Annotated in this window: 12 protein-coding genes; 8 read left to right on the top strand and 4 right to left on the bottom strand. The window is 61.3% G+C overall.

Annotated elements, in window-relative coordinates; translation table 11 throughout:
* The first annotated feature begins 41 nt into the window (after positions 1-41).
* A complete protein-coding gene (locus BLW80_RS13025; RefSeq protein WP_093758305.1) occupies positions 42-1,904 on the top strand; it encodes an ABC-F family ATP-binding cassette domain-containing protein in 1,863 nt (620 codons plus the stop codon).
* Positions 1,905-1,945: 41 nt separating this feature from the next.
* Here BLW80_RS13025 and BLW80_RS13020 read toward each other — a convergent pair whose 3' ends face one another.
* From BLW80_RS13020 to BLW80_RS13010, 3 genes are all read right to left on the bottom strand, one after another.
* Positions 1,946-2,539 carry a hypothetical protein gene (locus BLW80_RS13020; RefSeq protein WP_246297406.1) on the bottom strand — a complete coding sequence of 198 codons (594 nt, stop codon included), beginning with the start codon at positions 2,537-2,539 and terminating at the stop codon, positions 1,946-1,948.
* A gap of 84 nt (positions 2,540-2,623) precedes the next feature.
* Positions 2,624-3,076 carry a DNA polymerase III subunit chi gene (locus tag BLW80_RS13015; RefSeq protein WP_093758304.1) on the bottom strand — a complete coding sequence of 151 codons (453 nt, stop codon included), beginning with the start codon at positions 3,074-3,076 and terminating at the stop codon, positions 2,624-2,626.
* 9 nt (positions 3,077-3,085) lie between these two features.
* Complete coding sequence (locus tag BLW80_RS13010; protein WP_093759057.1) at positions 3,086-4,588, bottom strand: leucyl aminopeptidase; 1,503 nt, start codon at positions 4,586-4,588, stop codon at positions 3,086-3,088.
* Between the two features lie 514 nt (positions 4,589-5,102).
* Here BLW80_RS13010 and lptF point away from each other — a divergent pair.
* The 6 genes from lptF (at position 5,103) to rsmA (ending at position 12,798) form a co-directional block, all read left to right on the top strand.
* Positions 5,103-6,272, top strand: coding sequence for an LPS export ABC transporter permease LptF (gene lptF, locus BLW80_RS13005; protein ID WP_089263952.1), 1,170 nt, complete (start codon positions 5,103-5,105; stop codon positions 6,270-6,272).
* The gene (lptG, locus tag BLW80_RS13000; protein ID WP_093758303.1) at positions 6,269-7,366 is read left to right on the top strand and encodes an LPS export ABC transporter permease LptG; all 1,098 of its coding nucleotides are present in this window, start codon (positions 6,269-6,271) and stop codon (positions 7,364-7,366) included. The genes lptF and lptG overlap by 4 nt, the downstream gene beginning before the upstream one ends.
* 50 nt (positions 7,367-7,416) lie before the next feature.
* Positions 7,417-9,858 carry an LPS-assembly protein LptD gene (locus BLW80_RS12995; RefSeq protein WP_093759056.1) on the top strand — a complete coding sequence of 814 codons (2,442 nt, stop codon included), beginning with the start codon at positions 7,417-7,419 and terminating at the stop codon, positions 9,856-9,858.
* 94 nt (positions 9,859-9,952) lie between these two features.
* The gene (locus tag BLW80_RS12990; RefSeq protein WP_502688613.1) at positions 9,953-10,882 is read left to right on the top strand and encodes a SurA N-terminal domain-containing protein; all 930 of its coding nucleotides are present in this window, start codon (positions 9,953-9,955) and stop codon (positions 10,880-10,882) included.
* A 42-nt stretch (positions 10,883-10,924) separates the two neighbouring features.
* Positions 10,925-11,929, top strand: coding sequence for a 4-hydroxythreonine-4-phosphate dehydrogenase PdxA (gene pdxA, locus BLW80_RS12985; protein ID WP_093758302.1), 1,005 nt, complete (start codon positions 10,925-10,927; stop codon positions 11,927-11,929).
* On the top strand, positions 11,926-12,798 hold the full coding sequence (rsmA, locus tag BLW80_RS12980; RefSeq protein ID WP_093758301.1) for a 16S rRNA (adenine(1518)-N(6)/adenine(1519)-N(6))-dimethyltransferase RsmA: 873 nt from the start codon (positions 11,926-11,928) through the stop codon (positions 12,796-12,798). Before pdxA ends, rsmA begins: the two co-directional genes overlap by 4 nt.
* Here rsmA and BLW80_RS12975 read toward each other — a convergent pair.
* Positions 12,782-13,951 (bottom strand): MFS transporter, encoded by a 1,170-nt coding sequence (locus BLW80_RS12975; RefSeq protein ID WP_093758300.1) that lies wholly within the window; start codon positions 13,949-13,951, stop codon positions 12,782-12,784. The genes rsmA and BLW80_RS12975 overlap by 17 nt on opposite strands.
* A 96-nt stretch (positions 13,952-14,047) precedes the next feature.
* Between BLW80_RS12975 and BLW80_RS12970 the strand changes: the two genes are divergently transcribed.
* A complete protein-coding gene (locus BLW80_RS12970) occupies positions 14,048-15,361 on the top strand; it encodes an HdeD family acid-resistance protein (RefSeq protein WP_139285821.1) in 1,314 nt (437 codons plus the stop codon).
* The last annotated feature ends 108 nt before the right edge of the window (positions 15,362-15,469 follow it).

Below are 15,469 nucleotides of genomic sequence, written 5' to 3'. Positions count from 1 at the left end.
ATCGGGGTTGCCTTTGTGCGTCGCAGCGGTGACAACCCCGCATGCTTTCCATCACAGACATTTCGATCCGGATCGCCGGACGCCTGCTCATTGACGAGAGCACGGTACAGATTGCGCCGGGAGCCCGCGTGGGTTTCGTGGGCCGCAACGGCGTCGGTAAATCGACACTTTTTCACGCCATTCGCGGCGATCTGGCCACCGAAACCGGAAGTATTTCGATTCCGCCCCGCTGGCGTATCGGCAGCCTCGCCCAGGAGGCGCCGGACGGCCCCGAAAGCCTGATCTCCGTCGTCTTGAAAGCCGATCTCGAGCGCGACGCACTGCTGAAGGAAGCCGAGACCGCCTCCGATCCGGAGCGCATTTCCGACATCCAGACCCGCCTTGTCGATATCGATGCGCATTCCGCGCCCGCTCGCGCCGCAGCGATTCTGAGCGGCCTTGGCTTTTCGGCTGAAGCCCAGTTGCGCTCCTGTTCCGAATTCTCCGGCGGCTGGCGCATGCGCGTCGCGCTTGCGGCCACGTTGTTCTCGGCACCGGACCTGTTGCTGCTGGACGAACCGACCAACTATCTCGATCTCGAAGGCACGCTGTGGCTCGAGGATCATCTCGCCAACTATCCGCGCACGGTCATCGTCATCAGCCATGACCGCGACCTGCTCGATACGTCGGTGAACGAGATCCTGCATCTCGACCGTGGCAAGCTCGTGCATTATCGCGGGACTTACTCAAATTACGAAGAGTTCCGCGCCAACAAAGAGGCGCTCGACGCCAAGAACGTCAAGCGTCAGGAAGCCGAGCGCAAGCGGCTGCAGGACTTCGTCGATCGCTTCAAGGCCAAGGCCTCCAAGGCACGTCAGGCACAATCGCGCGTAAAGATGCTTGAGCGCATGAAGCCAATCTCGGCGCTAGTAACGCAAGACGTGCGCGAGATCGTCTTCCCTGCGCCCGAGAAGATCCTGTCGCCGCCGATTCTCGCGGTGGACAATGTGTCGGTCGGCTATGAGCCCGGCAAGCCGGTACTCAATCAGGTGACACTCCGCATCGATACCGAGGATCGCATTGCCCTGCTCGGCTCCAACGGCAACGGTAAGTCGACGCTGGTCAAGCTGCTGGCAAACAAGCTGAAGCCATTTTCGGGATCGATTACGCGCGCCGACAAACTGTCGATTGCTTACTTTGCCCAGCATCAGCTCGACGAGCTGGTGATGGACAACTCGGTCTATGATCACGTGCGCAAGCTGATGCCCGACATGCCGGAATCGAAAATCCGCGCGCGTGCCGGCAATATCGGCTTTTCCGGCAAGGCCGCGGATACGATCGTAAAAAGCCTGTCCGGCGGCGAAAAGGCGCGGCTACTGCTGGGGCTCGCGACTTTCTACGGTCCGAACATGATCATTCTGGACGAACCGACCAACCATCTCGATATCGACAGCCGCGCAGCGCTGGCCGAGGCGATCAACGAATTCCCCGGCGCAGTGATCATGGTCTCCCATGATCGCTATCTGATCGAGGCCTGCGCTGACCAGCTCTGGGTCGTGGCTGACCGCACCGTCACCAATTTCGACGGCGATCTTGACGACTATCGCAAAGTCGTCATGCAAGCCCGCGGCATGCGCACGCCGACACGCGACCGCGCAAACACGGACCGCGAAAAACTGGCGAAGCCTAAAGAAAAGAAGGTCCCGCTCAAGCAGCAGGTCGCCGAAGCAGAATCCGAGATGGAGCGGATCACCGCCATCATCGCCAAGATCGATACTGCGCTCGCATTGCCTGACCTGTTCAAGAAAGATCCGAAGCAGGCCACGCAACTCACCAAAGCGCGCGCCGCTGCGGCGGACGCATTGCAACGCGCTGAAGAGCAATGGCTTAGCGCGAGTTCTCTGCATGAAGAAGCGAACGGCTGAAAACGCAGCCGTCGCTTACTTCGACATCATCACGATAAAGATCAGGTCGCGGCGCGCTTCTTCGCCTTCGGACGCGCGGTCTTCGGCTGCTCAACTTCCGGACCGCGTTCGACCACGGTCAGACGACCGGCGGTAAACGTATAGATGCCAGCGCGCGGACCGCGCAGATAGGTCAGCACGGCAACGCGATCGCCGCGCGGGCTGGTCGATAGACTGACATTATCGGGTGCGCCTGCACCACGCGCCACGTCGCATTCGGTATGGCCGAGCGCCACGACGCCAGTTTGAACCGGCGCACCTGCGGTACCATCGGCAAGCGCGTTGGCATCACGCGGCGCCATGCCCGGGCACGCACCGTCAGCGCTGATGAGATCCTGCGGACTGACGGCCTGCTCAGGCGACAGCGGCGGCGTCTCAATCGAAACATTCTTGATGAACACGCGACCTGGCTTGGAGAACCAGTCGGCATCCTTGGACAGCAGGTCCGTGGAGAATGCGTCACCGCCCACGCCGGCGCAGCCAGCAAGCAATGGCGCAGCAAGCAGCAGCACGAGAAGACCGTTTCGATGAAGCTTTTCTTGTCGCACGATTACGCAACCCCAAGACAGGCGATAAGCGCCTGTAACATCATTCATTTGCGGCACCACCATGACACAGCGGCAGATACCGGTGAGGAAATCTACAATTATCATTAATTGCAGCAGATCGCCAATCGCCAGCTAATTCTTACGCTGCCACCGGCCGCGTTCATCGGTCTGCCAGTAAGTGGCGGTAAAGCCCCTCGCCTTACAATCAGTCCAAGCTGCTCGCGCTGCAGCGAGCGCATCGGCATCGTCACCGTTGAATACCAGCACCATGCGCTCATAGCCGTCAGCATCCGCCGGCACTGCTGCGCTGTCCACAAGGAACCGGACCTGGGCACGATTGGGATTACCCTCTTCGATCGCGAGAATGATCGGCTGATCCGCAGCGTCTGCCACACGCCAGGTCGCGTGCGGCAGAAATGAATCATCACGATAGGTCCACAAATGCGCATCAAGCGCATCGGCGCGTTCTTCTGATGTGGATTGCACGACGACACGCCAGCCGCGCTCGAGTGACTTCTCGAGCAGCGGCGGCAGCACGCTCTCCAGCGTCATGTTCTGCAGGTGATAGAACAGGACCTCGGTCATCGTGTCGGACTACTTCTTCGCCTCGTAATAATCAGCAACAAGCCGATCCAGCAGCCGCACGCCGTAACCCGAGCCCCAGCTCTGATTGATCTCGGTCTTCGGCGCACCCATGGCGGTGCCGGCAATATCGAGATGCGCCCACGGCGTATCGTCAACAAAGCGCTGCAGGAACTGCGCCGCAGTGATCGAGCCGCCATTGCGCGTGCCGGTGTTCTTCATGTCAGCAAATTGCGAGTCGATCTGCTTGTCGTATTCCGGACCGAGTGGCATCCGCCAGACACGTTCGCCAGTGGTCTGTCCGACGGTGGACAGACGCTCTGCGAGTTCGTCGTTGTTGGAGAACATGCCAGCATATTCGGTACCGAGTGCGACCATGATCGCGCCGGTCAGCGTCGCCAGATCGACCATGAATTTCGGCTTGAACTTCTTCGCCACATACCAGAGTACATCGGCCAGTACGAGACGGCCTTCAGCGTCGGTGTTGATGATTTCGATGGTCTGACCGGACATCGACGTCACGATGTCGCCCGGACGCTGCGCGTTGCCATCCGGCATGTTTTCGACGATGCCGATGGCGCCGACCACATTGACCTTGGCCTTGCGGCCCGCGAGTGCATGCATCAGGCCAACGACGCAGGCTGCGCCGCCCATATCGCCCTTCATGTCTTCCATGCTGCCGGCCGGCTTGATGGAGATGCCACCGGTATCGAAGGTGACGCCCTTGCCGATGAAGGCGACGGGCTGCTCGCCCTTTTTGCCACCGTTCCAGCGCATCACCACCATGCGGCCGGGACGCACAGATCCCTGGGACACGCCGAGCAGCGCGCCCATGCCAAGCTTGGTCATCGCCTTGACGTCGAGCACTTCGACCGTGACGCCGAGCTTCTTTAACTCACCGGCGCGGCGCGCGAATTCGGCGGGAAACAGCACATTCGGCGGCTCATTTACGAGCTCGCGGGCCAGCACGACGCCGTTCACGATATGATTGCCCGGCACAAAGGCCCTCTTGGCTGCGGCGACGTCGCCGACGGCCAACGAAACCGCGACGCTGCCGGGCGTCTCGTCGGCATCCTTCTTCTTGGTCTTGTAACGATCGAATTTGTAAGCGCGCAGCAACGCGCCCGAGGCAACCGATGCAGCCTGCTCCGGCGCCATGGCCCCCGAAGCGAGTTCGGCGATCACGGTTACTGCATCACTGCTGCCGCCGACCTTGCCGACGAGCACGCCGCCAAATTTCAGCAGATCGGTCTCCTTCAGATCGGCCGGCTTGCCGGTGCCGATCACGATGAGACGCGACGCCTTGATGCCATCCGGGGCCAGGATGTCGAGCGTCGACGCGCTCTTGCCCTTGAACTTGCTGGTTGTAGCCGCGCGCTTCACAGTGGCTGCCGCATCCCCGAGAGCCTTGGTCGCGGCAGGACCGAATTTCAGCGTTTCGTCGCAGAACACCACAAGAGCACCGCGCACAGCAGTGGCAAATGGGACGAAGCCGACCTTGACGGCGTCGGACATGGCAAATTCCTCCAGAAGATCAGGGCTGTCGCAGGGGTCGGCGCGGAATCCGGTCAGTGCGGCGGGGTTCAAGTGTTTTGTTGTCGTCGCAGCGTGAACCGTCAAGACAGGTTCTGACCGAAACCGCCAAGGATCGATAGTTTTATCGATAGTTTCTTGTGTTTCCCCCGAGGGAAACCAAACCGCGCGTAAACCACGATTCGGGCATTGCCTGTGTCCGAATGTGTCGACTCTGACCTTAGGTGACGGTCTTGCCAACAAACGGGCCCTGCCGACTAACCCGGTTCCTCGCCGCCAATTGAGTTGCTAAGCATTTCAGTGGCCCAAGGGACACATCGGGCACATAATTAACCATATCTTGAGCGAGCCATCCCCCGGCCATTTTGTTGACCAATCAAAGGGATGCTAAGTGAGATGATGGGCTTGTGAAGATCGCGGCATGTCCTCGGGGGTCCCCTTGCGGGATTGGGCATGCGGGCGGCTTTAACCGCCGGAATGGGGATTGATCGGACCGATGGGGTCTATCGACAAGTATATTTTCCGCACGACGCTGGCGTCGTTTGCGGTGGTTCTGGTCAGCCTGACGGGCGTGATCTGGATCACGCAAGCGTTGCGCGGAATCGACCTGATGACGAGCCAGGGTCAAACCATTCTGACTTTCCTCGGCGTCACCAGCCTCGCGATTCCCGTTCTCGTTCTGATCATTGCTCCGATCGCCCTGATGATCGCGGTGTCCCACACCCTGACCAAGCTCGCGACCGACTCCGAAATCATCGTGATGAATGCCGCCGGCCTGTCGCCGCGACGGCTGTTTCGTCCCTTCCTGTTCGCGACAATGGTCGTATCGCTGCTCGTGGCTTTCATCGGCTCATATCTAGCACCGGATGGTATGCGCCGGCTGAAGCGCTGGGACGCCGAGATCACGGCCGATGTTCTGGCGAATATCCTGCAGCCTGGCCGCTTCGCTCAGCTCGATCAGAACCTGACTATCCGCGTCCGGGAGCGTCAGCCCGGCGGATTATTGGTTGGCATCTTCGTGGACGATCGCCGCGACCCGAAGGAGCGCGTCACCATTATCGCGGACCATGGCACGGTGCTGAAGAACAAGGATGGCTCGTTCCTGATCCTGGAAGACGGCAATCTGCAGCGTTTCGAGACAGGCAAGACCGACCCCGCCATGGTAGCGTTCGGCCGCTATGCTTTCGATATGTCGAAGTTCTCCAATCGCAGCCAAGACGTCACCTACGGAATTCGTGAACGATATCTCTGGGAATTGATGGTGCCGCCAGTGGATGACCCGCTTTACAAGCAGGTCCCGCGGCAGTTCAGCGCCGAGATGCACGACCGCTTGATGGCGCCGATCTATCCGCTTGCCTTTGCCGCCTTGACCTTTGCATTCCTGGGCTCGCCACGGACGACGCGGCAGAGCCGCAACTTCTCGATGGGCAGCGCAATTGCCGCGGTGTTCGGCCTACGCATGGCGGGCTTTGCCTGTTCCGTCGTGGCAGCGAAATCGGACTTCGCCGCACCGCTTCAATATGCCTTGCTGGCGACAGCGATCGGCGTCAGCTTCTGGATCATCTCTGCCGGCATTGTGGTGGAACCGCCGGCGAAGCTGGTGGAAGCAATCAACAGATCCAACGAGCGGTTGTTGCGCCTCTTCCGACGGCCGGCCACCGCATGAACATGATCACCAACACCATCGGCAGATATTTCGCCGGTCGCTTCCTGGTGGCAGCCTTGGGCGTGTTCATCAGTATCTTCATGCTGCTGGTGCTGGTCGACTACATCGAGATGGTCAGGCGCACCTCCGGGCTGGCCTCGGCCTCCGCTCTGATGGTGGCGCAGACGTCGCTGTACCGGGTGCCCCAGTTGCTCGAGAAGATGATGCCGTTTTGCATCCTGATCGGCGCCATGACCTGTTATCTCGCGCTATCGCGGCGGCTCGAACTGGTGGTCGCCCGCGCCGCCGGCGTTTCGGCCTGGCAGTTTATTTCCCCTGCGCTGGCCAGCGCCCTCGTCCTGGGCGTGCTGGCGACCGTGGGCTACAATCCCCTGTCGGCCAACCTGCGCGAGGAATCGAAGCGAATGGAGGCCCAGATGTTCGGCGATGCGCCCGGCGGCGGCGTCCAGGACGCCTCCGGCTTCTGGATCAACCAGGTCAACCGCGAGGGCCAATCCATCATCAATGCCGCGCGCAGCGAGCAGCAGGGCGTCCGCCTGACCGGCCTGACCGTGTTCCGGTTCGACACCGAATCCCAGTTCAAGGAACGGATCGAAGCTCGCGAGGCATCGCTGGAGCCCGGCCGCTGGTTGTTCAAAGGGGTGCGACGCTACACCCTCGATTCGCCCGTGGTTGAGCAGGACAGCATGTACCTGGCCACGACCCTGACCCCGCTGCAGGTCAGAAACAGTTTTTCGACCCCTGAAACAGTGTCATTTTGGCAACTTCCTTCGTATATCAAATCCTCAGAGAGTTCGGGTTTCGCGACGGCGGGGTATCGCTTGCAGTATCATAAGCTTATCGCACAGCCGTTTTTGCTGGTTGCGATGGTGATGCTGGCTGCTTCCGTGAGCCTGAGGTTCTTTCGGATGGGCGGTGTCCAGAAGATGGTTTTGAGTGGCGTGGGCGCAGGCTTTCTGCTCTACGTCCTGTCGAAAGTTACGGAAGATTTGAGCAAGGCTGAGTTGATGCATCCGATTGCTGCGGCGTGGCTGCCTGTGTGTGTGGGCGGCCTCACCGGCTTTTTGGCCTTGTTGTACCAGGAGGACGGATAGTGGCTGTGTTTGCCGCCCTCCGTGAGCAGGCATTTGATTGGAAGCTGCGCATGACCATGCGCAGTGACCGTTTCTGCACGTCTGGCGTACTGGCCCCGGTGCTCGCAACCGTTTTGGGTCTTGCTACTGCATTTGGCGTCGCGACGACAACGCCGGCGGGAGCCCAGAGTTTCACCTACAATCGCCCCGCCACCCGGCCGAAGCCGCCGCCTGCCGCCCAGACCGGGCAGATGCTGGTCCAGGCCACCGAGGTCAATTACGACTATAACAACTCGCGCGTCGCCGCAGTCGGCAGCGTGCAGATGTATTACAACGGCACGTCCGTCGAAGCCGACAAGGTCATCTACGACCAGAAGACCAAGCGCCTGCACGCCGAAGGCAATGTCCGCATGACGGACGCCGACGGCAAGATCACCTATGCTAACCTGCTCGATCTCAGCGACGACTACCGCGACGGTTTCGTGGATTCGCTGCGTGTCGATACCGCGGATGCGACCCGCATGGCCGCGACGCGCGCCGAGCGCACCGCCGGCAACTACACCGTGTTCCAGAACGGTGTCTACACCGCCTGCGCCGCCTGTAAGGAAGATCCGAAAAAACCGCCGCTGTGGCAGGTCAAGGGTGCCCGCGTCATCCACGACCAGACCGAAAAGATGATGTATTTCGAGGACGCCCGGATCGAGTTCTTCGGCGTGCCCCTCGCCTATATCCCGTATTTTTCGACGCCCGATCCGACGGTGAAGCGCAAGACCGGCTTCCTGATGCCGTCGCCCTCGCAGAACACCAATTACGGTTTCGGTGTCGAAACCCCATTCTATTGGGCGATCGCCCCCGACTACGACGCGACGATCTCGCCGCGCTACATGACCAAACAGGGCCTGTTGCTCCAGGGTGAATTCCGCCAACGCCTGATGGATGGTGCGTACCAGATCCGTGCCTACGGCATCAATCAACAGGATCCGAATGCCTATGCTGGTCAGGTCGGCCAGAAGGATTGGCGCGGCGGCGTGGAGTCCAAAGGCCAGTTCGCGCTGAACGACAAATGGGTCTGGGGCTGGGATGCGGTCGCACTGAGCGACTACAATTTCCTGCAGGATTACCGGCTGTCGATGTACCGGGACCCCTATGCCTCGTTCCTGAACCTGCAGACGGAAGCCGTTTCGCAGCTCTATCTGACGGGCGTCGGCAAGCGCAGCTTCTTCGATGCGCGCACAATCTACTACCTGAGCTTCTCCGGCAGCCAGAGCCAGGTCCCGGTCATCCATCCGGTGATCGATTACAACAACGTCCTGAACCAGAACATTCTCGGCGGCGAGTTCAGCTACAAGTTCAACATGACCAGCCTGAGCCGTGATCAGGCAGCGTTCACGACGACCAAGCTAGCTGCTGACGGCACCAGCCTGTGCATACCTACGAGCGCCGATACATTAGCTATTCGGAATAACTGCCTGTTGAACGGCGTTCCCGGCACCTACACAAGGTTCACGGCCGAGGCACAGTGGCGCCGGTCCTATACGGACTCGTTCGGCCAGATCTTCACGCCGTTCGCGATGCTGCGTGTGGATGCGATTGATGCGTCCATCTCGAACCAACCAGGCGTCGCTGCCATGGGACTCACCCCCGGCGACACGACCGCGCTGCGGGTGATGCCGACCGTTGGCCTCGAATATCGCTATCCGTTCATCAACGTTCAGCCATGGGGCACCACCACCCTCGAGCCGATCGCGCAGGTCATCATTCGTCCGAACGAAACCTACGCCGGTAAGTTGCCGAACGAAGACGCGCAGAGCATGAGCTTCGACGCGAGCAATCTGTTCAGCGTCAACAAATTCTCCGGTTACGACCGTGTCGAAGGCGGCGGCCGCGCCAACGTAGGCGTGCAGGCCACCACGCAGTTCGATCGTGGCGGTTCGGTCAAGGTCCTGTTCGGTCAGTCCTATCAACTTTTCGGCCTGAACTCGTTCGCGGTTGCCGATACGACCAACACCGGCGTCAACTCCGGACTGGCCACTTCGCGGTCCGACTATGTCGCCAGCCTCGCCTATTCGCCGAACCGCACTTATACGGTCAGCACGCGCGCGCGAATCGACGAGGCGACCGGCAACATCTCGCGCTTTGAGGCGGAGGGTCGCGCAAGCTTCGACCGCTGGTCGGTCAGCCTGATGTATGGCAACTACGCACCGCAGGCGGAATTGGGCTACCTCACCCGCCGCGAAGGCCTTCTTGGCACCGGCTCGATCAAACTGGCATCGAACTGGGTGGTCACCGGTGGCGCGCGCTGGGATCTCGAGGCCAACAAGATCAACCAGTACACGGTCGGCGCAGGCTATGTGGACGATTGTTTCGTGCTCGGCGTCAATTATGTCACGTCCTACAACTACGTGAGTAACCTGAGCACGCCGCCCGTTCTGAGCCATTCTGTCATGTTCCAGATTGGCCTGCGGACAATTGGCAACACCACGTCTGCGAGCGGAACCGGCGGCACTTACTAGTATCGGTCGTTTGTGCCGTGAAATCTCCGTTTTCCGTCGCGATGTATGCGAATTCTGCTTTCAAGAGAGCTTTGACACCGCGGTTTAGACAATGATGGGTACGATGATTTCCGGACGCGTTCTGCAAGCCACTTTGGCGACGGCAGTTACCCTTTTCATTTGCGCGGGATCGCCGGCTCGGGCCCAATCCGTCGCCGTCATGGTCAATGGCGAGCCCATCACCAATTTCGATATCGAGCAGCGCACCAAGTTGAATGCACTGTCAGGTGCGAAGACAAACAGCCGCCAGGACGTGATCGACGAATTGATCAACGAGAAGGTGAAGATCAAGGAAGGCAAGAAATACAGCGTTGATCCCGGCGCCTCCGAAGTCGATGGTGCATTTCAGAACATGAGCTCGCGCATGCGCCTCACGCCGGATCAGCTGGTGCAGTCGCTGGCATCCAAAGGTATTCGCCCAGACACATTGAAGAGCCGCTTGAAGGCTGACATGGTTTGGAATGCCATCGTCCGTGGCCGCTTCAAGCAGAGCCTGCAGGTCGGCGAAAAGGAAGTCGATGCAGCGGTTCAGGGAGCCGGCGGCGACGCGATGACCGAAGCGTTCGAATATCAGATGCGACCGGTTGTGCTGGTCGTGCCCCGCGGTGCGGCGTCCGGCATGATGGAAGCGCGACACAAGGAAGCCGAGGGGCTACGCGAGCGTATCCAGAGCTGCGAAGACGCCAACCGTACCTTCAAGTCGATGCAGAATGCGACTATCCGCGATACGGTCGTCAAGACCTCTGCCGATCTGCCGCCGTCGCTGCGAGAATTGCTCGACAAGACCCCGATCGGACGTCTCACGCCTCCGGAAGTGACCCGTCAGGGCGTCGAAATGGTCGCTCTATGCGCGCGCAAGCCGACCAAGGTCGATACCCCGAAGAAGCGGGAAGTCCGCGACAAGATGTTTGCCGACAAATTCGAAGCGAAGTCGAAATCCTACCTGCAGGAAGTGCGCAAAGCGGCGATGATCGAATATCGGTAATTTCCGATCCGGCTTAGGCCGCGACTGGCTTAGGGCGGCACCATGACCAAACCTCTTGCGCTGACATTGGGCGAACCGGCCGGCATCGGCCCGGACATTGCCATCGCTGCCTGGCTGCGTCGGCACGAACTCGACCTGCCCCCGTTCTATTTGCTTGGTGACCGTGACTTCATGGCGGAACGTGCCAAGACGCTCGGCCTCGACGTCAAGCTGGCCGATGCAACGCCCGCCGGTGCTGCTGAGACCTTTGCTGACGCGTTACCAGTGGTGTCGATCGGGCAGACGGTCACCGCGCCTCCCCGTCGTCCTGATGCTTCCAGCGCGCCTGCAGCCATCGCCTCGATCCGTCAGGCGGTCGCGGACGTGGAAGCCGGCCACGCCAGCGCCGTCGTGACCAACCCGATCGCCAAGAGTGTGCTCTATCGCGCAGGTTTCACCCACCCCGGTCACACCGAATTTCTCGCCGAGCTTGCCGCCCGCGACGGAGAGGTCCCGCTGCCGGTGATGCTGTTGTGGTCGCCCGAACTGGCCGTGGTGCCGGTCACGATCCATGTCTCGCTGCGCGATGCCATTGCCCAACTGAGCGGCCCGCTGATCACTGCCACCGCGCGCATCGTGGTCAACGACATGAAGACCCGTTTCGGCATCAAGCGGCCACGACTGGCCATTGCTGGCCTCAATCCGCATGCCGGCGAAGACGGTTCGATGGGAGATGAGGAGCAGGCGTTCATCATGCACGCGGTCACCGTATTGCAGAACGAAGGCATCGACGCACGCGGGCCTTTGCCCTCCGACACCATGTTCCATCCGGCAGCCCGCGCGACCTATGACTGCGCGATCTGCATGTATCATGATCAGGCGCTGATCCCGATCAAGACCATCGCCTTCGATGAGGGCGTCAACGTCACGCTCGGCCTGCCCTTCATCCGCACCTCACCCGATCACGGCACCGCCTTCGACATCGCCGGCACCGGCAAGGCTAATCCGTCGAGCCTAATTGCGGCGCTGAAACTCGCGGCCCGCATGGCTGCGACGCAATCCGCATGAGCGGGATCGACGATCTGCCGCCGCTGCGTGACGTCATCAAACGTTTCGATCTGCAGGCGCGCAAATCGCTCGGCCAGAATTTTCTGCTCGATCTCAATCTCACCGCACGCATCGCACGCGCCGCCGGCCCGCTGGAAGATTGCACGGTCATCGAGGTTGGCCCCGGTCCCGGCGGCCTCACCCGTGCATTGCTGGCGACGGGCGCCAAACGCGTCATCGCCGTCGAGCGTGACGAGCGCGCGCTCGGCCCGCTCAAGGAAATCGCCGCGCACTATCCTGGTCGGCTCGAGATCGTCATCGGCGACGCCCAGACCTTCGATCCGCGCTCGATGCTATCAGGCGAGCGCACCAAGATCGTCGCCAACCTGCCCTATAATATCGGCACGCAGCTCCTGATCGACTGGCTGTGCACCGAGCCGTGGCCGCCCTGGTACGACATGATGGTGCTGATGTTCCAGCGCGAGGTCGCCGAACGCATCGTCGCGGTCGAAGATGACGAAGCCTATGGCCGGCTCGGTGTGCTGTCGAACTGGCGCGCCGAAACCAAAATCCTGTTCGACATCTCGCCGGCCGCCTTCACGCCGCCCCCGAAGGTGACGTCATCGGTTGTGCGCCTCGTTCCCCGCGCGGAGCCAGAGGCCTGCGAACGACGCCTGCTGGAACAGGTGGCCGCTGCAGCATTCAATCAGCGCCGCAAGATGCTGCGGCAGAGCCTGAAATCCCTCGGCGTCGATCCGGAGCGGCTCGCCGCAGCTGCCGATGTCGACGTTACCCGGCGTGCCGAGACGGTTCCGGTGTCGGGTTTTGTCGCAATGGCACGCGAATTATCCGAGATCCGAAAAACCAAGAGCGTTACGCCGACGCCTTGATCTCCTGCGTCGGGCTCCTGATCGCGGCCCACATGAAACATGTGCAGGCGAGTGCCACGAACATCGGCAGCCCATGCGTCAGTCCCTGCATCGCAGCGCCGGCGAAGACCGGGCCGATCAGCGCGCCTGCGCCCCACATCAGTCCCATCGCCGCATAGATACCAACCAGCTGGCTGCCGCTGAAGCGACTGCCGACAATGGTCAGCATGATCGTATAGATGCCAACAAACACACCGCCCCACACGAACAGCAAGGGATAGGTCGTCCACGGCGACAACAGCGCCCATGGCCACACGAGCGCACCGCTCACCGCCAGCCCCGCCAAAGCGATGATCATGCGACGGCGGTCGAGCTTGTCGCCGAGCCAGCCGATCGGTAGTTGCAGTATGATGGCGCCGACCATCATGCACGACATCAACTGCGTCGCTTCTGTCTCGAGCCAGCCGAGCTTCACGGCATAAAGCGCGAGGAACGACAGCCCAGCGCTTTCCACCGTTGCATGCAGCACCGTTGCCGCCATCGCGATCGGCGCCAGCATGATGAAGCGCAGCGGATTGGCATCCACGGGTTCATCGAACACCGGCTGCGCAATCCCGGGCATCGCCAGGCACATCAAGGCAAGGATGGAGAAGCCCGCACCGATCCAATAAGCGGTCCCGCCCTGCGTCCCCACAAGGGACAGCGTAAACGGACCGAGCGCGAAGCCTACCGAGAGCGCGGCAGTATAGGCCGCCATGGCGCGGGCCCGTGTCGCGTCGGTGCTCAGGCTGTTTAGCCAGGTTTCCGACATCACGAACAGCGTTTCAGACGCGGCGCCAAGCACGATGCGCAGCGGAAACCACAGCCAGATCGACGGCACCGCCGGGAACAGCGCAAGTACCATGGCAGCAAGCGCCAGCGCACCGATCACCATACGCCGCATGCCGACGCGCGCGGCAAACCTTGGCAACACAAATGCCATAGCCAGCACGCCGACCGCATGCATGGCGGCATTCGCGCCTATGAATGTGTCAGATAAGCCGCGCTCTGCGAGATCCAGCGCGATCAATGCGGCACTGAGGCTGTAAGTCAGGCCGAAGATCATCGCTGCCATGATCACTGCGGCGCGCGACCAGAGCGTGGAACCGGGTATGGAACCGGCTGAAGACTGCATGCGTGACCCCACGGTGAACGCAGAGCTCCTCGCATAAAAACATTAATCATCCGCTGGCTATATCTGGCCCTGGAAAACCGGGATTATGGGTGACCGATGATACGACTGCTGCTCCTCCTGCTGGGCGCGGAAGTGGTGCAACGGCGCTGGCGGTTGCTGCTCGCGATCGGCGTGCTGTGGGCTGCCTTGGGCCTCGCTATCGTGATCGACGCGTTCGATGGCAGCACGATCGTGCGGCCGCATTACTTCGGCTACCTGCTGCTGCTGGAAGGCATTGTCAGCCTGCTGGCTGCTCTGCTTGCCGTCAAACGTCGGCCCTATCAGTTCGCCAAGGCCATTATCCTGATCGTACCGGCCGTTATCATCATCGCGCTGCCGCGTCATTCCAACCTGTTGATCGCGATGCTGCTGGGTGGCGTGCTGCTACTCGACGGTAGCGCGCGCATCGTCAGCGCCTGGCTGGTGCGCTTCGAGAACTGGCGGATGGCGATCGGTGCTGGTGCGGTCGAACTGATGCTCGCCGCCACCACGCTGGAGCCGTGGCCGACTTGGTACGAGGGCACGATCGGCTTTAACATCGGCGCGCTCCTGATCGTGTCGGGGTTGAGCACGACGTTGCTGGCTAATCGCTTGCGGCGATTGCCACCGGATGCACCGATCTCGATGCTGGTGGGCGGCGCGTTTCCGACCGCATTGTGGGTGCCCGCCACGCCGGATGATGCCGGCAAGGACGATCTCGTCGTGCATGTCTGGACACCCACAGGGCCCGGCCGCAGCGCGCGGCGCCGACCGCTGGTGGACCGCTATATTGCAGCCGTCGACGCCAATGGCATCGTCTCCACCGGACATGCAGCACTCGAGCTGGCGCCCAATGTCTATGTCAGCCACTACCCCGACGTCGAAATTGATCGCGCACCGGACGAGTTCGGCCGGGTGCTGCGTGCCGGCGTCGAGAACGACCTGCCCGGCCGTTTTCAGCCGAGCTATGCCGAGGAAGCAGAAGGATGGTGCGAGGCCACTGAACATATCCGTTTCACGTGCATCGACCGCGTTCGCGTCCGCCACTTCTGGCGCACATACCGCGTTGATACGACCTATAACCTCACCAGCCGCAACTGCTCGACCGCCGTGGCACACGCGCTCGATGCGGCACTCGAAGGTGTGCTTGGACGCACCGATCGGCCTTGGCGTGCATTTTTCCAGGCCGTGGCCACGCCCGAATTGTGGGTTGCAAGCGTGTTGCGACGCCGCGCCGAAGCAATGGCATGGACGCCCGGCCTGATCCTCGACTATGCGCGGCTGCTGCAGGCGGTGGTCGAGCCCGAGCCAGAACAAATCTCCCCCGCATGGTCGCGCCTTAGAAGGCTCAGCATTCGTCGCGCAGCCCGGGCCCGCATGCGCGCGACATGAGTCTCTCAAGACGACCGCGACGTGGGCAAGAAGGTGCGAACCTGGCGCTCTTTCGCACCCTTGAACTCGCCCCCATCCTGTGATTGCTAGGATGCAACGAAGTCTAGG

This window comes from Tardiphaga sp. OK245 (assembly GCF_900108575.1).
In the GTDB taxonomy this organism is placed as follows: domain Bacteria; phylum Pseudomonadota; class Alphaproteobacteria; order Rhizobiales; family Xanthobacteraceae; genus Tardiphaga; species Tardiphaga robiniae.
The sequence above is the reverse complement of the archived record's forward strand: the minus strand, read 5'-3'. Positions and strand labels throughout refer to the sequence as shown.